This window comes from Enterobacter cloacae complex sp. IR5402 (assembly GCF_049238125.1).
GTDB classification, from domain to species: Bacteria; Pseudomonadota; Gammaproteobacteria; order Enterobacterales; family Enterobacteriaceae; genus Enterobacter; species Enterobacter hormaechei_C.
The window spans coordinates 44,052-65,730 of sequence record NZ_JBMKHO010000019.1 but is presented as its reverse complement, the minus strand read 5'-3'; the positions used below and the strand labels follow the sequence as shown (position 1 = coordinate 65,730).

General features: G+C 57.8%; 21 protein-coding genes, 1 tRNA gene and 1 riboswitch. Of the genes, 13 read left to right on the top strand and 9 right to left on the bottom strand.

The window, feature by feature from the left end:
- Positions 1-10 precede the first annotated feature (10 nt).
- Positions 11-430 carry a DUF3574 domain-containing protein gene (locus tag ACOTXL_RS21660; protein WP_023315789.1) on the bottom strand — a complete coding sequence of 140 codons (420 nt, stop codon included), beginning with the start codon at positions 428-430 and terminating at the stop codon, positions 11-13.
- A gap of 71 nt (positions 431-501) precedes the next feature.
- A complete protein-coding gene (gene putP, locus ACOTXL_RS21655; RefSeq protein WP_045350135.1) occupies positions 502-2,010 on the bottom strand; it encodes a sodium/proline symporter PutP in 1,509 nt (502 codons plus the stop codon).
- Positions 2,011-2,432: 422 nt separating this feature from the next.
- Between putP and putA the strand changes: the two genes are divergently transcribed.
- Together putA and ACOTXL_RS21645 are read left to right on the top strand one after the other, a co-directional pair.
- Positions 2,433-6,395 (top strand): trifunctional transcriptional regulator/proline dehydrogenase/L-glutamate gamma-semialdehyde dehydrogenase, encoded by a 3,963-nt coding sequence (gene putA, locus ACOTXL_RS21650; RefSeq protein ID WP_045617079.1) that lies wholly within the window; start codon positions 2,433-2,435, stop codon positions 6,393-6,395.
- A gap of 100 nt (positions 6,396-6,495) precedes the next feature.
- Positions 6,496-6,891, top strand: coding sequence for a lysozyme inhibitor LprI family protein (locus tag ACOTXL_RS21645; protein ID WP_045350139.1), 396 nt, complete (start codon positions 6,496-6,498; stop codon positions 6,889-6,891).
- On the opposite strand, the gene rutR is transcribed toward ACOTXL_RS21645, so the two are convergent.
- Positions 6,888-7,526, bottom strand: coding sequence for an HTH-type transcriptional regulator RutR (gene rutR, locus ACOTXL_RS21640; protein WP_045350141.1), 639 nt, complete (start codon positions 7,524-7,526; stop codon positions 6,888-6,890). The genes ACOTXL_RS21645 and rutR overlap by 4 nt on opposite strands.
- Before the next feature lie 245 nt (positions 7,527-7,771).
- On the opposite strand from rutR, the gene rutA reads away from it, so the two are divergent.
- From rutA to rutG, 7 genes are read left to right on the top strand one after another with little or no spacing between them, the layout of a single operon-like run.
- Positions 7,772-8,863: a pyrimidine utilization protein A gene (gene rutA, locus ACOTXL_RS21635; protein WP_045350143.1), complete on the top strand. Its 1,092-nt coding sequence runs from the start codon at positions 7,772-7,774 to the stop codon at positions 8,861-8,863.
- Positions 8,863-9,552, top strand: coding sequence for a pyrimidine utilization protein B (gene rutB / locus ACOTXL_RS21630; RefSeq protein WP_003858095.1), 690 nt, complete (start codon positions 8,863-8,865; stop codon positions 9,550-9,552). The genes rutA and rutB overlap by 1 nt, the downstream gene beginning before the upstream one ends.
- Positions 9,553-9,563: 11 nt before the next feature.
- Positions 9,564-9,950, top strand: coding sequence for a pyrimidine utilization protein C (rutC, locus tag ACOTXL_RS21625; RefSeq protein WP_003858097.1), 387 nt, complete (start codon positions 9,564-9,566; stop codon positions 9,948-9,950).
- A 7-nt stretch (positions 9,951-9,957) separates the two neighbouring features.
- Positions 9,958-10,758, top strand: a complete 801-nt coding sequence (gene rutD / locus ACOTXL_RS21620; RefSeq protein ID WP_045350145.1) for a pyrimidine utilization protein D — start codon at positions 9,958-9,960, stop codon at positions 10,756-10,758.
- Between the two features lie 9 nt (positions 10,759-10,767).
- Positions 10,768-11,358 (top strand): malonic semialdehyde reductase, encoded by a 591-nt coding sequence (locus ACOTXL_RS21615; protein WP_045350148.1) that lies wholly within the window; start codon positions 10,768-10,770, stop codon positions 11,356-11,358.
- A gap of 13 nt (positions 11,359-11,371) precedes the next feature.
- Positions 11,372-11,866 carry an NADH-dependent FMN reductase RutF gene (gene rutF, locus ACOTXL_RS21610; protein ID WP_045350151.1) on the top strand — a complete coding sequence of 165 codons (495 nt, stop codon included), beginning with the start codon at positions 11,372-11,374 and terminating at the stop codon, positions 11,864-11,866.
- Between the two features lie 21 nt (positions 11,867-11,887).
- On the top strand, positions 11,888-13,210 hold the full coding sequence (gene rutG / locus ACOTXL_RS21605) for a pyrimidine utilization transport protein G (RefSeq protein WP_039268798.1): 1,323 nt from the start codon (positions 11,888-11,890) through the stop codon (positions 13,208-13,210).
- A 110-nt stretch (positions 13,211-13,320) separates the two neighbouring features.
- Here rutG and ACOTXL_RS21600 read toward each other — a convergent pair whose 3' ends face one another.
- Together ACOTXL_RS21600 and ACOTXL_RS21595 are read right to left on the bottom strand one after the other, a co-directional pair.
- Complete coding sequence (locus ACOTXL_RS21600; protein ID WP_003858106.1) at positions 13,321-14,241, bottom strand: DMT family transporter; 921 nt, start codon at positions 14,239-14,241, stop codon at positions 13,321-13,323.
- Between the two features lie 116 nt (positions 14,242-14,357).
- Entirely contained in the window at positions 14,358-14,528 is a 171-nt protein-coding gene (locus ACOTXL_RS21595) for a general stress protein (RefSeq protein ID WP_001273664.1), read from the bottom strand.
- 391 nt (positions 14,529-14,919) lie between these two features.
- On the opposite strand from ACOTXL_RS21595, the gene wrbA reads away from it, so the two are divergent.
- A complete protein-coding gene (gene wrbA, locus ACOTXL_RS21590; RefSeq protein WP_006809323.1) occupies positions 14,920-15,516 on the top strand; it encodes an NAD(P)H:quinone oxidoreductase in 597 nt (198 codons plus the stop codon).
- A gap of 18 nt (positions 15,517-15,534) precedes the next feature.
- On the top strand, positions 15,535-15,762 hold the full coding sequence (locus ACOTXL_RS21585; protein ID WP_003858110.1) for a YccJ family protein: 228 nt from the start codon (positions 15,535-15,537) through the stop codon (positions 15,760-15,762).
- Between the two features lie 32 nt (positions 15,763-15,794).
- Here the strand turns inward: ACOTXL_RS21585 and agp are convergent, their stop codons facing one another.
- Together agp and ACOTXL_RS21575 are read right to left on the bottom strand one after the other, a co-directional pair.
- On the bottom strand, positions 15,795-17,036 hold the full coding sequence (agp, locus tag ACOTXL_RS21580) for a bifunctional glucose-1-phosphatase/inositol phosphatase (RefSeq protein WP_023324425.1): 1,242 nt from the start codon (positions 17,034-17,036) through the stop codon (positions 15,795-15,797).
- A 92-nt stretch (positions 17,037-17,128) separates the two neighbouring features.
- Positions 17,129-17,629: a DedA family protein gene (locus tag ACOTXL_RS21575; RefSeq protein WP_023315778.1), complete on the bottom strand. Its 501-nt coding sequence runs from the start codon at positions 17,627-17,629 to the stop codon at positions 17,129-17,131.
- Between the two features lie 158 nt (positions 17,630-17,787).
- A riboswitch (M-box (ykoK) riboswitch) is annotated at positions 17,788-17,957 on the top strand.
- Between the two features lie 60 nt (positions 17,958-18,017).
- On the opposite strand from ACOTXL_RS21575, the gene ACOTXL_RS21570 reads away from it, so the two are divergent.
- Entirely contained in the window at positions 18,018-19,019 is a 1,002-nt protein-coding gene (locus ACOTXL_RS21570) for a magnesium transporter (RefSeq protein WP_003858115.1), read from the top strand.
- Positions 19,020-19,061: 42 nt separating this feature from the next.
- Here ACOTXL_RS21570 and ACOTXL_RS21565 read toward each other — a convergent pair.
- Positions 19,062-19,149, bottom strand: a tRNA-Ser gene (locus ACOTXL_RS21565).
- Positions 19,150-19,403: 254 nt separating this feature from the next.
- Here ACOTXL_RS21565 and ACOTXL_RS21560 point away from each other — a divergent pair.
- Positions 19,404-19,922, top strand: coding sequence for a LuxR C-terminal-related transcriptional regulator (locus ACOTXL_RS21560; RefSeq protein WP_032657976.1), 519 nt, complete (start codon positions 19,404-19,406; stop codon positions 19,920-19,922).
- Positions 19,923-19,962: 40 nt separating this feature from the next.
- On the opposite strand, the gene ACOTXL_RS21555 is transcribed toward ACOTXL_RS21560, so the two are convergent.
- Complete coding sequence (locus tag ACOTXL_RS21555) at positions 19,963-21,576, bottom strand: mechanosensitive ion channel family protein (protein WP_032608975.1); 1,614 nt, start codon at positions 21,574-21,576, stop codon at positions 19,963-19,965.
- Between the last annotated feature and the right edge of the window lie 103 nt (positions 21,577-21,679).

The window sequence follows — 21,679 nt, the reverse complement described above, 5'->3', positions numbered from 1 at the left end:
CCGTTTTTCATTAAAACTGCACGCACACCGGCTGGTCAACCCGCATCACCGACTCCTGCGCGAAGCGTGACTTATAGATCCCGCGCAACGCTTCAATATTCTTCTCACTCTGCGCATCTTTCCCGTGGATCAGCATCAGCGCCTTGCTCGGCTCGCGCGCCACCTTGCCGTCGTTACCCAGCCACTGACCACGGGCATCAAACACCGTTAAGCCATCGCGAAAACGCGGCGTCACGTCCTGGTCAACAAACTGCTGCCACTCGCTGCCGGTAATCTGCGCCCCTGCCGGGCGATTCAAGCCAAAATAGAGCGTGGTCTGCTGCATCTGGTTATCCGCTTTGCAGGTTTCCACCGGCACGTGCTGCGCGGGTGCGTTACAGCCCGCCAGCATCACGAATGCTGCCACCATTAACCCTGTTTTAATTCTCATTGATGAAGACTCACATAGGTGAAAGGACTATCCCCTCTCCCCACCGGGGAGAGGGTTAGGGTGAGGGGAGATTACTCAGCCTGAAGCTTAGTCGGCGGCGCAGTGTGGTAGTGCGCGTCGGCTTCCGCAAAGCGTTTCTGCATGGAGGCAGACGGTGCTTTACCCAGCAGGCTGAAGACCACGATACCGATGCTGCCGAAGATGAAGCCAGGAATGATTTCGTACAGGCCCAGCCAGGCGAACTGTTTCCAGACGATAACGGTAACCGCACCAATAATCATCCCCGCCAGCGCGCCGTTGCGGGTCATGCGTGACCACATGACGGAGAACAGGACTACCGGCCCAAACGCGGCACCGAAGCCCGCCCACGCGTAGCTCACCAGCCCCAGCACGCGGTTTTCCGGGTTTGCTGCCAGCGCAATCGCCACCAGCGCAACCAGCAGCACCATAAAACGCCCTACCCACACCAGCTCTTTCTGGCTCGCGCCCTTACGCAGGAACGCTTTGTAGAGGTCTTCGGTGATGGCGCTGGAGCACACCAGCAGCTGACAGCTCAGGGTGGACATCACCGCAGCCAGGATCGCGGAGAGCAGAATACCGGCAATCCAAGGGTTAAACAGAATCTGCGCCAGTTCGATGAACACGCGCTCGGCGTTCTGGTTCACCGCGCCCGCCTGCGCCGGGTTGTTGTTAAAGTACGCAATGCCGAAGAAGCCAACCGCGCACGCGCCCGCCAGACACAGGATCATCCACGTCATGCTGATGCGACGCGCGTGAACGATGGTATGGTGAGAATCCGCCGCCATGAAACGCGCCAGAATGTGCGGCTGGCCGAAGTAGCCCAGGCCCCAGCCCATCAGGGAGACGATGGCGATAAAGTTCAGCCCTTTCAGCATATCGACGTTTTCGATGCTCTTCTGCTTGATCACTTCCAGCGATTCGCCAAAGCCGCCGACGGTGAAAATGACAATCACCGGAGTCAGGATCAGGGCGAAGATCATCAGGCTCGCCTGCACGGTGTCGGTCCAGCTTACCGCCAGGAATCCGCCCACGAAGGTATAGAGGATGGTCGCGGCCGCACCGGCCCACAGGGCGGTTTCATAGCTCATGCCGAAGGTACTTTCGAACAGACGCGCGCCCGCCACGATGCCGGAAGCACAGTAGATGGTGAAGAACAGCAGGATCACCACCGCAGAGATAATGCGCAGGATACGGCTGTTATCTTCAAAGCGTCCGGTGAAGTAGTCCGGCAGCGTCAGGGCGTTGTTGTTGGCTTCGGTATGCACGCGCAGACGGCCTGCCACCAGCTTCCAGTTGATCCACGCGCCGACGGTCAGGCCGATGGCGATCCAGCTTTCGGAGATACCGGAGATGAAAATCGCGCCCGGCAGCCCCATCAGCAGCCAGCCGCTCATGTCGGAAGCGCCCGCAGAGAGTGCGGTGACCATCGGGCCTAAGCTGCGCCCGCCGAGGATGTAGTCGTCAAAGTTTTTAGTGGAACGCCATGCCAAAAACCCTATCAGGATCATGCCAAAAATATAAACGAGAAATGTCACCAGCATCGGTGTGCTAATAGCCATTCAAATTCTCCAAAATGTCGAGCGACAACCGTCCGGGTTGCCTTGTTATGTCATCACCGGAACGTAGTGATGTGTGTATGTGTTTCCGTTGGGCGCGCTATCCTGCCGTATACGCATCCCACTGACAAACGATTTAACACTGCATTTACATGAATTTCATCACTGGTTTTATACGTCTTTCCTATAGGTTGCACTCGCTCACGCTTTTACGGGTTGCACCTTTAAAAAGTGTTAAGCACCGCATAAAAACTGGGCTCAGAAACGGCCGCACGTTCTTTTTCACAGCTAACTAATCCTTAACAATCCATTCATTTTCCAGCTTGCAGACCAGGTCACATTTAACACGGTTGCACAAAGTTGCAACATGGTGGATATTTCACGCTATCAACAGAACGCTATTACAGAACAACAGGAGTTTTGGCATGGGGATGACCACCATGGGGGTTAAGCTGGATGACGCTACCCGCGAACGGATTAAAACCGCTGCGACCCGCATCGACCGCACACCGCACTGGTTAATCAAGCAGGCGATTTTTAACTATCTGGAAAGACTGGAGAGTGAAGAAGGTCTGCCGGAGCTGCCTGCCCTGCTGGCGGGCGCAGCGAACGAAAGCGAAGAAGCCGCGACGGCCGTTGAGGAGAACCACCAGCCGTTCCTCGAATTTGCCGAGCAGATCCTGCCGCAGTCCGTCAGCCGCGCCGCCATTACCGGCGCCTACCGCCGTGCCGAAACCGACGCCGTGCCGATGCTGCTGGAGCAGGCGCGCCTGCCGGAAGCCGTTGCCGCTCAGGCGCACAGCCTGGCGTATCAGCTCGCCGACAAGCTGCGTAATCAGAAAACCGCCAGCGGACGCGCTGGTATGGTGCAGGGTCTGTTGCAGGAGTTCTCCCTCTCCTCGCAGGAAGGCGTGGCGCTGATGTGTCTGGCGGAAGCGCTGCTGCGTATTCCGGATAAAGCCACCCGCGATGCCCTGATCCGCGACAAAATCAGCAACGGCAACTGGCACTCCCACATTGGCCGCAGTCCGTCGCTGTTCGTTAACGCCGCCACCTGGGGCCTGCTGTTTACCGGCAAGCTGGTCTCCACCCATAACGAAGCCAACCTGTCGCGCTCTCTGAACCGCATCATCGGCAAGAGCGGCGAGCCGCTGATCCGCAAGGGCGTGGACATGGCGATGCGCCTGATGGGCGAGCAGTTCGTCACCGGGGAAACCATTGCCGAAGCGCTGGCGAACGCCCGCAAGCTGGAAGATAAAGGCTTCCGCTACTCCTACGACATGCTGGGTGAAGCGGCGCTGACCGCCGCCGACGCGCAGGCCTACATGGTATCTTACCAGCAGGCGATCCACGCCATCGGTAAAGCGTCCAACGGTCGCGGTATTTATGAAGGTCCGGGCATCTCTATCAAGCTCTCCGCCCTGCACCCGCGCTACAGCCGCGCGCAGTACGACCGGGTGATGGAAGAACTCTACCCGCGCCTGAAGTCCCTGACCCTGCTGGCGCGCCAGTATGATATCGGCATTAACATCGACGCCGAAGAGGCGGACCGTCTGGAGATCTCCCTCGATCTGCTGGAAAAACTGTGCTTCGAGCCGGAGCTGGCGGGCTGGAACGGGATTGGTTTCGTTATCCAGGCCTACCAGAAACGCTGCCCGTTCGTCATTGACTACCTGATTGACCTGGCCAGCCGCAGCCGTCGCCGCCTGATGATCCGTCTGGTGAAGGGCGCCTACTGGGACAGCGAAATCAAACGCGCCCAGATGGAAGGTCTGGAAGGCTATCCGGTCTATACCCGCAAGGTCTATACCGACGTCTCTTACCTCGCCTGCGCGAAAAAACTGCTCGGCGTGCCGAACCTGATTTATCCGCAGTTCGCCACCCACAACGCCCACACCCTGGCGGCGATATACAGCCTCGCGGGTCAGAACTACTATCCGGGCCAGTACGAGTTCCAGTGCCTGCACGGCATGGGTGAACCGCTGTACGAGCAGGTGACCGGTAAAGTGGCCGACGGCAAGCTGAACCGTCCGTGCCGAATCTATGCCCCGGTAGGTACCCACGAAACCCTGCTGGCCTACCTGGTGCGCCGTCTGCTGGAGAACGGGGCGAACACCTCCTTCGTTAACCGCATCGCCGACACCACCCTGCCGCTGGACGAGCTGGTGGCCGACCCGGTACAGGCCGTTGAGAAGATGGCGGCGCAGGAAGGCCAGATTGGCCTGCCGCATCCGAAGATTGCCCTGCCGCGCGAGCTGTATGGTGCAGGCCGCGTCAACTCGGCGGGTCTGGATCTCGCCAACGAACACCGTCTGGCGTCGCTCTCTTCCGCCCTGCTTAACAGCGCATTGCAGAAGTGGCAGGCCAGGCCGATCCTTGAGCAATCCGTTGAGGACGGTGAAATGCAGCCGGTGATTAACCCGGCAGAGCCGAAGGATATCGTCGGCTACGTGCGCGAAGCCACGGAAGCGGAAGTGGAGCAGGCCCTGGAGAGCGCGGTGAACAACGCGCCAATCTGGTTTGCCACCCCGCCGCAGGAGCGTGCCGCCATTCTGGAACGCGCGGCGGTGCTGATGGAAGATCAGATGCAGCAGCTGATCGGCATTCTGGTGCGTGAAGCGGGTAAAACCTTCAGCAACGCCATCGCCGAAGTGCGCGAGGCGGTAGACTTCCTGCACTACTACGCCGGTCAGGTGCGCGATGATTTCGACAACGAAACCCACCGTCCGCTCGGCCCGGTGGTGTGTATCAGCCCGTGGAACTTCCCGCTGGCGATCTTCACCGGCCAGATTGCCGCGGCGCTGGCCGCAGGCAACAGCGTGCTGGCGAAACCGGCAGAGCAGACCCCGCTGATTGCCGCCCAGGGCATTAACATTCTGCTGGAAGCGGGCGTACCGGCGGGCGTGGTGCAGCTGCTGCCAGGGCGCGGTGAAACGGTCGGGGCCAAACTGACCTCCGATAACCGCGTACGCGGCGTGATGTTTACCGGTTCTACCGAAGTGGCCTCCCTGCTACAACGCAACATCGCCACCCGTCTGGATGCGCAGGGCCGTCCTACCCCGCTGATCGCTGAAACCGGCGGCATGAACGCCATGATCGTGGACTCCTCCGCACTCACCGAGCAGGTCGTCGTTGACGTGCTGGCTTCTGCCTTCGACAGCGCGGGCCAACGCTGTTCCGCCCTGCGCGTACTGTGCTTACAGGATGACGTGGCTGACCACACGCTGAAGATGCTGCGCGGTGCGATGGCGGAATGCCGCATGGGCAACCCGGGCCGTCTCACTACCGACATCGGGCCGGTGATCGACGCGGAAGCCAAAGCCAACATTGAAAACCACATTCAGACCATGCGTGCAAAAGGCCGTCCGGTGTTCCAGGCGGTGCGCGAGAACAGCGAAGATGCCCGCGAGTGGCAGACCGGCACCTTCGTGCCGCCAACGCTGATTGAGCTGGCAAGCTTCGACGAGCTGAAAAAAGAGGTCTTCGGCCCGGTACTGCACGTGGTGCGCTACAACCGTAACAACCTCAACGAGCTGATCGATCAGATCAACGCCTCGGGTTACGGCCTGACGCTTGGCGTGCATACCCGTATCGACGAAACCATTGCCCAGGTGACCGGCAATGCTAAAGTTGGCAACCTGTACGTCAACCGCAACATGGTTGGCGCGGTCGTGGGCGTGCAGCCGTTCGGCGGTGAAGGTCTCTCCGGCACCGGCCCGAAAGCGGGCGGTCCGCTCTATCTGTACCGTCTGCTGGCAAACCGTCCGGAAAATGCGCTGGGCGTGACGCTGGCGCGTCAGGACGCGGAATATCCGGTGGATGCGCAGGTGAAAGCCGTGCTGTCCCAACCGCTGGACGCGCTGATTAAGTGGGCTGAAAATCGTCCCGAGCTGCATGCGATTGCACAGCAGTACGGCGAGCTGGCGCAGGCGGGAACACAGCGTCTGCTGCCGGGTCCAACCGGTGAGCGCAACACCTGGACGCTGATGCCGCGCGAGCGTGTGCTGTGCGTGGCGGATAACGAGCAGGATGCGCTGGTGCAGCTGGCAGCCGCAACGGCAACGGGCTGTGAGGTGCTGTGGCCGGAAGATGCTCTGCATCGTGACCTCGCCAAACAGCTGCCAAAAGCGGTCTCGGCCCGCATTCGCTTTGCGAAGGCCGATGCGCTGCTGACGCAGCCGTTTGATGCGGTGATCTACCACGGTGATTCCGACCAGCTGCGCGAACTGTGCGAGCAGGTGGCGGCCCGCAGCGGCGCGATTGTCTCGGTGCAGGGCTTCGCCCGCGGGGAGACCAACCTGCTGCTGGAGCGCCTGTACGTCGAGCGTTCGCTCAGCGTTAACACCGCGGCTGCGGGCGGTAACGCCAGCCTGATGACAATCGGTTAATCGTGTAAACTCTCCCCGGTGACGCTACGCTTACCGGGGCTACAAAATAGCCCAGGCCGGATAAGCGCAGCGCATCCGGCTTTTTTACACGGAGGGAATGATGAAAAGAATATTTCTCGCAGGCGCAGCACTGCTGCTCAGCGTCAGCGCGCTGGCCGACGAGTGCGACAAAGCGACCACCCAGACAGAACTCAGTGCCTGTGCGGCAGAGCAGTACCAGGCTGCGGATAAAAAGCTCAACCAGACATACCAGGCCGCCATCAAACGCGCGGCAGCCCCTCAGCGCGACCTGCTGAAAAAGGCGCAGCAGGCGTGGATCGCCCTGCGTGACGCAGACTGTAAATTGATGGGTTCAGGAACCGAAGGTGGCACTATTCAGCCGATGATTATCAACCAGTGCCTGACGGAGAAAACAGCGGAGCGCGAAGCCTTTCTGGCCTCGTTGATGCAGTGTGAAGAGGGCAATTTAAGCTGCCCTTTCCAACCGGCTGATTAGCGCACACGGATCCCTTCGATAATCATCCGCTGCACGTTATCCAGCGTACTCTGGAAAAACGCCTCGTCCTGGAGCGTTTTACCGGTCACCGCCTCGACCTGGGCCGCGAAGTCAGCGTAATGCTGGGTAGCGGCCCAGATCATAAAGATCAGATGCTGCGGGTCGACGGGCGCCAGTTTTCCGCTGGCGACCCATCCGGCAATAATGGCCGATTTATCGTCCACCAGCTGCTTTAGATCTCCCGTCAGCTCCGCCTGCAACAGCGGCGCGCCCTGCAACATCTCCAGGCAGAACAGCCTTGATGCCTGCGGGTAATCACGCGATACCTCCAGCTTCAGCCGTATGTACTCCTCTAACGCCACCAGCGGGGCCAGCTCTTCGCGAAACGCCTTGAGAGGTGCCAGCCAGATATCGAGGATTTGCTGCATCACCGCCACATACAGCGCCTCTTTCGACGGGTAGTAGTAGAGCAGATTGGTCTTGGACACCCCGGCCTGCTCCGCCACCTGCTCAAGGCGCGTACCGTGAATACCAAACTGCGAAAATGTCTCCAGCGCAGCGCTGAGGATCGCCTGTTTCTTGGCGCTCACCGCCTGCGAACGTTTACCTGGTGTTTTCACTGCGCCTTGTGTCATTTTCGCTCTCCATTTTCTGTCCTGCGCTCAGCATAGCAAAACCCCCGTCTCGCCACGACCTTCTGCACCCTCAGCGCGCATGAGTGCCTGTTTTCTGTGCAATGATTTTGACCATCCAGTCCACATTTTCGCTGTTAATTTTAACAACCATCATTTAACACCTTAATAACAAAGTGATTTTCAAAACTGGCACTGCCTTTGCAAAAACATTGTGACACCTGCGACGTAATGAAGAGAGGTTCGTGATGAAAATTGGCGTATTTGTACCGATCGGCAACAACGGCTGGCTTATCTCGACCACTGCCCCGCAATACATGCCGACCTTTGAGCTGAATAAAGCCATCGTGCAGAAAGCGGAGCACTACCATTTCGACTTTGCGCTCTCGATGATCAAGCTGCGCGGTTTCGGCGGTAAGACCGAATTCTGGGACCACAACCTGGAGTCCTTTACCCTGATGGCGGGCCTGGCGGCGGTCACCTCGCGGATCCAGATCTACGCCACCGCCGCCACCCTTACCCTGCCCCCGGCGATCGTGGCGCGGATGGCCTCCACCATCGACTCCATCTCCGGCGGGCGCTTTGGCGTTAACCTGGTCACCGGCTGGCAAAAGCCGGAGTACGAGCAGATGGGGATCTGGCCGGGGGACGATTACTTCTCCCGTCGCTACGACTACCTGACTGAATATGTGCAGGTGCTGCACGATCTGTGGGGCACCGGCAAAAGCGATTTCAAAGGCGATTTCTTCACCATGAACGACTGCCGCGTCAGCCCGCAGCCGTCGGTGCCGATGAAGGTTATCTGCGCCGGGCAGAGCGACGCGGGAATGGAATTTTCCTCGAAATACGCCGACTTCAACTTCTGCTTCGGTAAAGGCGTTAACACCCCTGCCGCCTTCGCGCCCACTGCGGCACGCATGAAAGCGGCCGCCGACAAAACCGGGCGCGACGTGGGCTCCTACGTGCTGTTTATGGTGATTGCCGACGAAACCGATGACGCCGCGCGCGCCAAATGGGAACGATACAAGGACGGCGCGGATGACGAAGCGCTGAGCTGGCTGACCGAGCAGAGCCAGAAGGATACCCGCTCCGGCGCGGACACCAACGTTCGCCAGATGGCCGACCCGACGTCTGCCGTCAATATCAACATGGGCACCCTGGTTGGCTCGTATGCCAGCGTCGCCAGAATGCTCGACGAAGTGGCTGCCGTGCCCGGCGCCGAAGGCGTGCTGCTGACCTTCGATGATTTTCTCACCGGCGTGGAAACCTTCGGCGAGCGCATTCAGCCGCTGATGCAGTGCCGCGCCCACATCCCTGCCGTGACGAAGGAGGTGGCGTAATGACGACCCTCAACGCTCGCCCGGAAGCCATTACCTTTGACGCGCAGCGCAGCGCGCTGATCGTGGTGGATATGCAAAACGCCTATGCCAGTAAAGGCGGGTATCTGGATCTGGCCGGGTTTGACGTCTCCACCACGCAGCCGGTGATCGAGAACATTAAAACCGCCGTGCACGCTGCGCGCGCTGCGGGCATGCTCATCGTCTGGTTCCAGAACGGCTGGGACGACCAGTACGTCGAAGCTGGTGGTCCCGGCTCCCCCAACTTTCACAAATCCAACGCCCTGAAAACCATGCGCCAACGGCCAGAACTCCAGGGCACGCTGCTGGCGAAAGGCGGCTGGGATTATCAACTGGTGGATGAGCTGGTACCGGAAGCCAGCGATATCGTACTGCCGAAACCGCGCTACAGCGGCTTTTTCAATACCCCGCTCGACAGCCTGCTGCGCAGCCGGGGCATTCGTCATCTGGTCTTTACGGGCATTGCCACCAACGTCTGCGTGGAGTCGACCCTGCGCGACGGCTTTTTCCTCGAGTATTTTGGCGTGGTGCTGGAAGACGCTACCCATCAGGCCGGGCCGGATTTTGCCCAGAAAGCCGCCCTGTTCAATATCGAAACCTTTTTTGGCTGGGTCAGTAACGTCAATGATTTCTGCGACGCGCTGGATCCCCCGCTCGCCCGTATCGCCTGAGGAGAACCGCTATGCCGAAATCCGTGATTATTCCGCCGGGCACCAGCACTCCGATTGCCCCCTTCGTTCCCGGCACCCTCGCCGACGGCGTGGTGTATGTCTCGGGCACGCTGCCGTTTGATAAAGACAACAACGTGGTGTTTATCAACGACCCAAAGGGGCAAACCCGCCACGTGCTGGAGACGATCAAAACCGTGATCGAAACGGCGGGTGGTACGATGGAGGACGTGACCTTCAACAGCATCTTTATCACCGACTGGAAAAACTACGCCGCGATTAACGAAATCTACGCGGAGTTTTTCCCCGGCGATAAACCGGCGCGGTTTTGCATCCAGTGCGGGCTGGTAAAGCCCGAAGCGCTGGTTGAAATTGCCACCGTTGCGCACATCGCGAAGTGAGGCCGCCATGAAACTGTCCATTTCCCCGCCCCCCTTTGCGGGCGCGCCCGTGGTGGTACTGATTGCCGGGCTCGGCGGCAGCGGGAGCTACTGGCTGCCTCAGCTCGCCGTGCTGGGGCAGGAGTATCAGGTGGTGTGCTACGACCAGCGGGGCACGGGGGATAACCCGGATACCCTGCCGGAAGACTACACCCTCGCACACATGGCCGACGAGCTCGCACTGGCGTTAGCCGGGGCAGGGATCGCCCGTTACTGCGTGGTCGGCCACGCGCTGGGGGCGCTGGTGGGCCTGCGGCTGGCCATCGATAAGCCCGACGCCCTTACCGCGCTGGTCTGCGTCAACGGCTGGCTGACGCTCAATGCCCATACCCGACGCTGTTTTGACGTTCGCGAACGTCTGCTGCATGCGGGCGGCGCGCAGGCGTGGGTAGAGGCACAGCCCTTGTTCCTCTACCCGGCAGACTGGATGGCCGCCCGCGCCCCGCGGCTGGAGGCCGAGGACGCGCTGGCGCTGGCCCATTTTCAGGGCAAAGCCAATCTGCTGCGCAGGCTGCATGCGCTGAAGCAGGCCGATTTCAGCCGCCACGCTGCACGCGTTCGCTGCCCCGTGCAGATTATCTGTTCCACCGACGATCTGCTGGTGCCGTCCGTCTGTTCTGATGAACTGCACGCCGCACTCCCGCACGCCCGCAAAACGGTCATGCGCCAGGGCGGGCATGCCTGCAACGTGACCGCGCCGGACATCTTTAACACTCTGCTGCTGAACGGGCTTGCCAGCCTGCTGCACAGCCCAGAACCCGCTTTGTAAGGAGTTTGAATGAGCGAAGCCATCACGCCCGCCGCGCTGGAAACGCTGTTTACCGGCGCACGTACCCATAACGGCTGGCTGGATATACCGGTCAGTGACGAGACGCTGCGCGAGATTTATGACCTGATGAAATGGGGGCCGACGTCCGCCAACTGCTCCCCGGCGCGCATTGTGTTTGTGCGAAGCCCGGAAGGAAAAGAAAAGCTGCGCCCGGCGCTCTCCAGCGGCAACCTTGAGAAAACGCTCACTGCCCCGGTCACGGCGATTGTCGCCTGGGACAGCGAGTTTTATGAGCGCCTGCCTGAACTGTTCCCGCACGGCGATGCCAGAAGCTGGTTTACCGCAAGCCCCGCGCTGGCGGAAGAAACCGCCTTTCGCAACAGCTCAATGCAGGCCGCGTTCCTGATTTTCGCCTGCCGCGCGCTCGGGCTCGACACCGGGCCGATGTCCGGTTTTGACCGGGAAAAAGTGGACGCGGCCTTTTTCACGGGCACGCTGCTTAAAAGCAATCTGCTGATCAACATCGGCTACGGCGATACGACCGAACTGTACGGACGCCTGCCGCGTCTGACCTTCGAAGACGCCTGCGGGCTGGCGTAAATAAGGAGCCATCATGACGACCCTTGATCAACAAACGTTCCGTGATGCCATGGCCTGCGTCGGTGCGGCGGTCAATATCATCACCACCGACGGCCCGGCGGGAATGGCGGGCTTTACCGCAAGCGCGGTATGCAGCGTAACCGATACCCCGCCCACTCTGCTGGTTTGCCTCAACCGTGGCTCGTCGGTCTGGCCGATTTTCAGCGAGAACCGCACCCTGTGCGTTAACACGCTGAGTGCCGGACAGGAGCCTTTATCCAGCCTGTTTGGCGGGAAAACGCCGATGGCGGACCGCTTTGCCGCTGCCCGCTGGCAGACAGGCGACACGGGCTGCCCGCGTCTGGAAAATGCGCTGGCCTCGTTCGACTGCCGCATCAGCCAGGTGGTGAGCGTTGGCACTCACGACATTCTGTTTTGCGACATCGTATCCATCGTACGCCACCCGGCGCCGCAAGGGCTGGTGTGGTTCGACCGCGGCTATCACGCACTTATGCGACCCGCCTGTTAATCCGCATTCAGGAGACAGATCATGTTCGGACTTCCCCACTGGCAGTTGAAATCGACCTCCACAGAAGCAGGCGTGGTCGCGCCGGATGAAAGGCTCCCGCTCGGGCAGACAATGGTGATGGGCGTGCAGCATGCGGTCGCGATGTTTGGTGCGACGGTGCTGATGCCCATGCTGATGGGGCTGGATCCTAACCTCGCCATTTTGATGTCGGGTATGGGTACCCTGCTGTTCTTTTTTGTCACCGGCGGGCGTGTGCCCAGCTATCTGGGCTCCAGCGCCGCCTTCGTTGGAGTGGTCATTGCAGCGACCGGGTTTAACGGTCAGGGTATTAATCCCAACCTGAGCGTGGCCCTCGGCGGCATTATCGCCTGTGGGCTGGTCTATACCCTGACCGGTCTGGTGGTGATGAAAGTCGGCACGCGCTGGATCGAGCGGATGATGCCCCCCGTCGTCACCGGGGCGGTGGTGATGGCGATAGGCCTGAACCTCGCGCCGATTGCGGTGAAGAGCGTTTCCGGCTCACCGTTTGAAAGCTGGATGGCGGTGATTACGGTGCTGTGCATCGGCGTGGTGGCGGTCTTTACGCGCGGCATGATCCAGCGGCTGCTGATCCTGGTCGGGCTGATTGCGGCCTGTCTGGTCTACGCGCTGCTGGCGAACGTGTTCGGCCTCGGCAAACCGGTTGATTTCACACTGATTCATCAGGCCGCCTGGTTCGGCATGCCGCACATAACCTCGCCCACCTTTAACGCTCAGGCGATGATGCTCATCGCGCCTGTCGCGGTGATTCTGGTGGCTGAAAACCTGGGCCATTTGAAAGCCGTAGCGGGAATGACCGGCCGCAATATGGACCCGTATATGGGACGGGCGTTTGTGGGAGACGGTCTGGCGACCATGCTCTCCGGCTCGGTCGGCGGCAGCGGCGTGACGACCTACGCGGAAAACATCGGCGTGATGGCAGTGACCAAAGTCTACTCGACGCTGGTCTTCGTGGCGGCGGCGGTGATGGCGATGCTGCTCGGCTTTTCCCCAAAATTCGGCGCATTGATCCACACCATCCCGGCACCCGTGATTGGCGGCGCCTCGATTGTGGTATTTGGTCTTATTGCCGTCGCGGGGGCACGTATCTGGGTGCAGAATCATGTTGATCTGAGCCAGAATGGTAACCTGATCATGGTGGCGGTGACACTGGTGCTGGGGGCGGGTGATTTCGCCCTGACGCTGGGCGGGTTTACGGTAGGCGGGATTGGCACGGCGACCTTCGGCGCGATCCTGCTCAACGCCCTGCTGAGCCGCCGGAAAAGGGATGTACCGCAAGGAAAAGCCATCACCCCTTCCACCTGAAATACGTGCCGCATTCTTGCCGGGTGACGCTACGCTTACCCGGCCTACAATTGGCAAGTAGGCCCGAGCAAGCGAAGCGCCGCCGGGCTAAACGGACAGGGTGCGCGTTGTTAGCTATCTGCCCCTTGTTCAGCGCTCAATCCGGCAGTCGCCTTACGTCGTTTTTTTAACTTCAACTCGCTCACCAGCACCCCGGCGATAATAAATGCCGCGCCCACCAGCGCCAGCAGCGGCAGACGCTCCCCGGCGAGTCGCCCGAAAATACCCGCCCACACCGGTTCACCGGTGTAAATGACCGTCGCCCGTGTCGGGGATACGCTGCGCTGCGCCCAGTTCATGGTAACCTGGATAATGGCGCTGAAAATACCCAGCCCCAGCGCCACGACGATAAGCCCGGTAGACATCGGCGGGACGGACTCCCCTGCCGGCACCATCGTCGCGAACGCCACCAGCGACGCGGTGGCAAGCTGCACCACCGTCACCCGCTTGACGTCCACTTTTCCTGCCCAGGCGCTAATCAGAATAATTTCTGCCGCAATGGCGACGGCCCCCACCAGAGTGATGATCTCCCCCGGCCCCAGCGCCAGCAGATTATTTTCCGGCCCGGCTAATAAAATAAGGCCGATGAACGCCAGCACGATGCCAATGCACGACATCAGGCCCGGCATTCTGCCGAGGCACAGCCACTGCAACAGCGGCACCAGCGGTACGTACATGGCGGTGATGAAGGCGGATTTACTGCTGGAGATAGACTGGAGCCCCCACGTTTGCAGGCTGTAACCCATGGCAATCGCCACGCCAATGGCGACACCCGCTTTAAGCTCTCTCAGGGTCAATCCGCGCAGGGTTTTCAGTGAAATAAGCGCCACGGCAACCGCCGCGGTTGCAAAGCGCAGCCCTACAAAGAAAAACGGATCGCTCATTGTGACCGCGTACTGAACGGCAAGAAAGGTTCCGCCCCAGAACATGGTGATCAAAATCAGGATGGCTTCCTGAGGCTTAATGGAGAAGGTAAAACGGGAAACGGACATGGGACACCAGCACGAAGAATTAATCCTGTAGTGTGCGATGCCTTTGATGACAGTTCAATGTAGCAGACATAAAAAAACCGCCGGGAAACCCGGCGGCAGAGAGTTAACCCGGAGTACTACTTGTTGCTGCCGTGGCTATTTTTACCCCCTTTTTTACCAGCCTCTGATGCGCGCTGAGGGTCGTTTTTAAAGTTGCCCCCGCTAGACTGGCCACCTTTACGACCTGCTTCTGATGCTCTTTCACGGTCTTCAGCGAAATTACCTGAACCACCACGATGGTTTGCCATCTCTAACCTCCAGAGTGTGAAACATTAGACATCATATTGCATTCAGTAAAAGAGGATTCTTTCACCTCGCGGCTCAAGGACAGTGCCTTTATCTGTGCCGCGTGAAACTAAGCTTAGTGTAATGCGGCTATCCGGCAAGCGAGAGGTAATATTCTGCAACATGATCTCAGCCTTTCGTATGAAATATTGAGGAAGTCATTCATAAGCCATTCTTATATTTTGAAAAATCCGCGCCGCGAAAGTTGTTTCATTTTGCTACAAGGCGCGTAACTAAAAGATATTGTTATATATCAAAGAAATGCCGTTCATTTTTGCAGTCTGGCTGTGATGTCATATCTTTAAAGGAACGCAGCGATCCGCTGTAAGAAAAACCAACGAGGAGTGATGCAAAATGGCAAAAGTTCTGGTGCTCTATTATTCCATGTATGGACACATTGAAACCATGGCTCACGCAGTAGCAGAAGGCGCAAACAGAGTAGACGGCGTTGAGGTCGTGGTTAAACGCGTACCGGAAACCATGCAGGCGGAAGCCTTCGCCAAAGCCGGGGGGAAAACACAAAACGCCCCGGTCGCCACCCCGCAGGAGCTCGCGGACTATGATGCCATTATCTTCGGCACCCCGACCCGCTTCGGCAATATGTCCGGCCAGATGCGCACCTTCCTCGACCAGACGGGCGGGCTCTGGGCCTCCGGCGCGTTATACGGCAAGCTGGCCAGCGTGTTCAGCTCTACCGGCACGGGCGGCGGCCAGGAGCAGACGATCACTTCCACCTGGACAACGCTTGCGCATCATGGGATGGTCATTGTGCCGATTGGCTACGGCGCGCAGGAACTGTTTGATGTCTCCCAGGTCCGTGGTGGTACGCCCTATGGCGCAACAACGATTGCCGGTGGGGATGGTTCACGTCAGCCAAGCAATGAAGAACTTTCAATCGCCCGCTATCAGGGTGAATACGTCGCGGGTCTTGCCAAAAAACTGAACGGCTAACCTAACAGGAGGACAAGTATGCCAACTCAAGAATCCAAAGCTCACCACGTGGGCGAATGGGCAAGTTTACGCAATACCTCTCCGGAGATTGCCGAAGCCATCTTTGAAGTCGCCAATTATGACGAAAAGCTGGCTGAACAGATTTGGGAAGAAGGCAACGATGAAGTGCTGGTTCGCGCCTTCAAAAAAACCGACAAAGACTCGCTGTTCTGGGGCGAGCAAACCATCGAACGTAAAAACGTCTGAACGTTCCCCCCGCCCACGCGGGGGGTTATTTTCTATTTCGCCGCGTTATCCATCACCGCATTGAATTTATCGACAGGACAGAAGCCGTTGCCATCCACCGGACAGCCCTTCAGCTCCAGCGTCACGCGCTGCGCAGGGGATTGCAGCGACAGTACGCTGGCGTTACGCAGCTGATCTGAACTCTGGTAAACATACTCAATTTTCATCAGCTCCTGGTTAGTGTTTTTATCATGCCAGCGCTGGAAGACAATTTTACCGCCAATCGGGGTTCTTTCCTGCTGGTCGTGCAGCTGATAAGGCCTGAAGTCCAGCGCGGTCAGCAGCGAGGCGATGTTAGAGTCGTGCCCTACCAGCAGGGTGATTTTTGGCGCTTTTGCCTGGTCGGTCACCAGCGCTTTATCAATGTACTTCACCAGCGGTTTAGCCACGTTCTGCGCCACCTCCGTCGACGTAAACAGCGAGTCCTGATAGCCGTTTTTCAGCTTCGACAGTACGCGCCACTGCTGATCGGTTTTGATTTCCCCCCAGGCAACCTGGTCTGTCGGGAAGCCTTCGTAATACTGTAGCGTGAAAGCATCTACCAGCGAGTTACCCACCTTCAGCGGCCCGGAGACGCCCGGCTCTTTTTCATAATCGGCGCTGAACGTATCTTTCGCCTCCGTCAGGGAGCAGACTTTTTTCTCCTTGCAGGACGGCGAGTCGCTGTAGTTTGTCAGCTGTTCCAGCAGTTTGTAGCTTTCATCCAGCTGCATTTTCTGCCGTTCCGTCTCCATCGCTTTCAGCGCTTTCTCGCGAAACTCAGGGGAGTTATCGGTAATGACCGGATTGAAGGTGGGGTCCATGGTGCCCATTTTTTCCTGATGATGCACAGGAACATCGCACCCGGGGAACGCGCCGGTGATAAAGAACTGCGCGGTCGCCACGGTGCGCTGGAGGCTGTTGGCGTAGGCATAGACGGTATCCGCTGGCGGGCATTCACCCGTCTTCACCATTCCCTGCTCTGCCAGCCACTCGCGCATATAGTGACCCATATACACTTCCAGTACGCCGCCTTTGGTGGTGAGCTGTCCACCCGGGACGTCCCACTCCGGCCACTGCTTGGGCGTGGACTGCTCCAGCACGCTGCCGTTATTGGCAAGCGGCGCGCGCAGGTTGTGGCGGCTCATGATGAGCACCTGTTCCAGCTGATAGCCATCCGGCGTGTCCTGTGCCTGCGCCCCAAACGTCACTGAAAACGTTCCTGCCACGGCGACAGCGAGTAGTGCTTTTCTCATCCCTTTTTCCTCATGCGTTTTTATCGTTACGCTGAGTGTGACAGACTGGTGACCGTTTTTTCGGGAAGCATTTCTCAAACTGATGAATACGTTCAGATGCTGATGCCGGTGACGATGCCGACATACAGCGCCGCCCATGCGCAGGCTGACAGCAGGCTAACGACGTAAACCTTCATCGCGCTCATCCTGAGCATGCCGGCCGCCAGCGGCACGATATAACGCAGCACCGCCAGGAAACGCGACGTGAACAGCGCGACTACGCCGTGCTTTTGCAGCTGATGCTGTACCCGCAGAAACTTATCGGCATGTTTTGCGGTGAGGCGTGACACCAGCCGGGTATGCCCCATCAGCTGGCCGATATGGTAATTCAGCACCGAACCTGCCGTAGCGCCCATCACCACCGCCAGCCACGTCATTCCGGGATGCAGACTCGACTGGCTGACGGCGATCCCCGCCATCAGCATGACCGATGCGGGCGGCAGCACCGAGGAGACCAGCACCGTCGATTTACTCAACGCCATAACAACGAGCAGCGCGAACAGATGCGTCGGATAATGCGCAAAATGATCCAGCAGCGTGTCCAGCCATGCCATTTTACTCTCTCCGGTAACAAATGAATTCTCCATTTAAAAAGAAAGCAGTTAAATAAAACCTCAACATGCGTTTAATACTATTCATTTAAACCGTTCTTCAACATTATTAAAATTCCTCAGCAGCAGTTTTAAATAAGCGTATTATCCCTCTCGTTTTACAACGATCTCGTTATGGCGAGGCTCCTGTACAAATAAACGTTATCGCTCTGGTGGGTTCGAGAGAACCGGCACAGGGTAAAACAGGCACTGTCGAATCAAGGCTTTGTCAGTATAACTTCCCTTGCGGGATACGGTGTACAGTGCTGAACCCAGGACGTGGGGATCTCCTTTCCGACATGCCCTGTCTTGCTCGCCCCTGAGAGATTTTATTATTCAAAGGGAATTTACTATGTCTTACGCTATTCACAACCAAAACCTGGCTTTCAATGACAGCGCCATCGCGCAATATATGAATACCGATTTTATCGTTATTGATATTTCATTATGCGTGGCTCTGGCACGCGAGCAGTTCTTTGAAAAATTAAAAGATGATGATATTCCGTCGCATATTTTTATCGAAGATAACGGTCGCCTCGCGGGTTTGATCGCCGTACGCAAATTGTTGCAGGCCACCGACACCGTGCAGCCCGTTAAGGGGTTGATGATATCGGATTTTATTCAGCTCAAACCGGAAGATGAGCGGGCGGATGTCGCCGGGCTGCTGGCGCATGCGGGTGCGGATGTAGTGCCGGTGGTGACCCACGGCAAGCTGGTGGGCTGCCTTACCGAGCGTGAAATCGCCCATCTGCTGGAAGATGACGTTACTGAAGATGCCCAGCTTCAGGGGGCGACGCTGCCGCTGGAGAAGCCCTATCTGGAAACCAGCGCCTTCAGCCTGTGGAAGAAACGCTCCGTCTGGCTGCTGCTGCTGTTTGTCGCGGAAGCGTATACCAGCTCGGTGATCCAGCATTTTGAAGAGGCGCTGGAATCCGCCATTGCGCTGGCGTTCTTTATTCCGCTGCTGATTGGCACCGGCGGAAACAGCGGGACGCAGATCACCTCGACGCTGGTGCGCGCCATGGCGCTGGGTGAAGTCCACCTTCGCGATGTGGGTCGCGTGCTGCGCAAAGAGATGAGCACCTCGTTAATGATTGCCGCCACGCTGGGTCTGGCGGGTTGCGTTCGCGCCTGGATGATGGGCATTGGGATGGAAATCACGCTCATCGTCAGCCTGACGCTGGTCTGCATTACGCTGTGGAGCGCTATCGTCTCGTCGGTGATCCCGATGGTACTGAAACGCTGCAAAATCGACCCAGCGGTGGTCTCCGCACCGTTTATCGCCACGCTAATCGACGGCACCGGGCTGATTATCTACTTCAAAATTGCGCAGTATACGCTGGGGCTGGAATAACGAAAAAACCCTGCGATATTGCTATCGCAGGGTTTTCGAATTTGGCGGAAGCGTAGAGATTCGAACTCTAGAACCCTTTCGGGTCGCCGGTTTTCAAGACCGGTGCCTTCAACCGCTCGGCCACGCTTCCAAAGTGAGGCGCACTATAAACATCTCTGAGCATGATGTAAAGCACGAAATTGCATAACGTTACACGTCTTTCGTCGTCCCCTTCCGTCCCGCTGATTTCTTCGTCATCGACTGGTTAAAATGTAAACATTTATTTTTACATTCATAACGTTTATTAGATTCGCGGGTGGTCATTTAGACTCTTTTTCGCACAACACCCATTAACCGTGGATCACTGCGATAAGAGATTAGCCATGACTTTATTTAACGACGATTATGAATTTTTTATTTATCAGTGATAACTATTACCTTTGCCATGGTGTATCAAGCTCCCTGACATCAACCCATTTGATTCGCGATGACGCGGATATTCACGATCTTGATGGGGTCGATCAGGCGATGGATTTTATCATTGCGATTGAACAGGATAAGTTACGCAATAAAACCATTCGGCAGGTCAAAAAAGTTAAGCGTGATTACATTGTCCTGATGCATGAGATAGAAGCCAACCGCGCGGTGAGAATAGATAATATTATCTATTCGTCGATGCATTTTACTGCTCACCCTTTTCAGCAACTGATGCGCTTTTACCGGGCGCTCAGGACACACTCCTTTACGCGACGCGAGTATGACGTGCTGAAGCTGTTTCATTTGGAAAACCATGAGATCGCGAAAAAGCTGCAACTGTCACAAAAAACGACCAGCACCTACCGCGTGAGGATCATCGAGAAATTAAATATGCGCTCAAAAAACATTCTGGCGATGACCCGTGTAAAATCGGCGATCGTCGATTAAAAGCTGTGACATTTTGCCTTGCCACGGAAAAACCGGACCGTCACGTTTCGCCCTGAGGGGGTTTGGCTGGCGCGGTATACCAGTTCTCTTTGGCAACCATCACGCTGCCCTCTGGCTGCATAACAAAATTCGGGGACATGATCTGCACGTTAAATTCGTTAAACACATCCTGTATCTGGCTATGCAGTTCATTGCGGGCAACCGCGAGGGACTGATCGGGCAGCAGGCGGACCTGCAATTCGTAAGCGATATACCAGTCCATTAACCCTAACTGGCGCACCAGCGGCGGCTCGGAAAGGTCAATCCCTTTTGCCCGTTTCGCGGCCAGCTCCAGCATGGCATGCACCTGACGCCATGGGGTGTCATAACCGATAGTGACGCTGACCGTCAGATTGAGGCTGCCATCGGGCTGTAGCGCGCTCAGGTTGGTGATCTTACCGCTCACCACCACCGCGTTGGGCACGGTAACGACATAATTTTCCCGGGTAATAATTTTGGTCGCCAGCATGCCAATTTCACTGACCTTACCTTCGTTATCCGCCACCCGAATGACATCGCCTTTACGCAGTGCGCGGGAGTAAATCAGGACCAGACCGCTCATGGCATGGTTCATCACCCCTGCCGAACCCAGCGTTAACATCAGTCCAAAGAAGACGCTAATACCTTTAAACGCCAGCGAGTTTGCACCGGGAAGAAACGGCCAGGCGGCGGAGAGAGCAAATAGCCAGACGGCAACGGAAATGAGCTTACGGGTAGCCCCCACGGTTTCCGGATGTACGCCGGGAAGTTGCAGACGACCAGCCTCCACCTGATTCAGCACCATCTTAAGAAGCTTCAGAATAAAAGCGGTAATGAGGAAAATGATCAGAACAATCGTCAGCCCCGGCAAGGCCGAGACAATCGCCAGGGCGATTTGCTGCACCACGCGAAGCGTCCAGTCTCCCAGCGACGTGCCCCACACCCGCGTCCACGGAAACAGACTGAATGCCCAGCTCAGCCAGACGTAAAAGCCGATCAACCCCAGCAGGAACATCAGCAAGGCGTAAAGCCGAATCTCAATGGCGCCAATGTACCGCCGCCAGCTTTGCGGCACCCGGCTGCGATTCTCCACAATACGCCGACGGTAGACGCGCCGGAACCAGCGCCAGGATCGCCACGCGCCGTAGCAGAGCAGCAACAGCGCCAGCAGGCCAGCGGCAGCTTTTACCGTCGACAGCGCCAGCCAGCCGGAATCGTATTGATCGCGCAGCGCCATTCTCTGTGCTTCCATGCGCGCCAGCACGCGCTGTGCGGCCTGATCGAGGGTAAGATCGTCCCCTTCGTCCAAATCCCCTTCCGTCAGCAGCATCACAGGTTTACCGTTCATCACTATCAGCCGTCCCTGCTGGTTATAGCGGGTCACGGGGACGATGCTGAGCGGCTCACGCACATCCGCCTCGGTAAAATTGCGCAGGGTGTTGCGGATGCGTAAAACGCGCTCTTCCGGCGTGGTCAGGCCAAATTTCGCCTGTAGCATGACGATGGGCTGATGGAAGATATAGACCGTTCGGGCGCGCTCCTGCTCCGTAGGCGCCTGGCGGGGCTCTGCGGCATACGATGAGAAGGCGCTCAGGGCGGCAAAACAGAACGCAAACGCGAGCAGGATCTTTTTCATCCTCACTCCCCCAGGTCAGAAATCTTGTTATTTTTCAGGCAACCCGCGAATGCCAGGTGGGTATGTTGAGAATAGTCCAGCCTTTCGTTTCTGCAACAAGCGA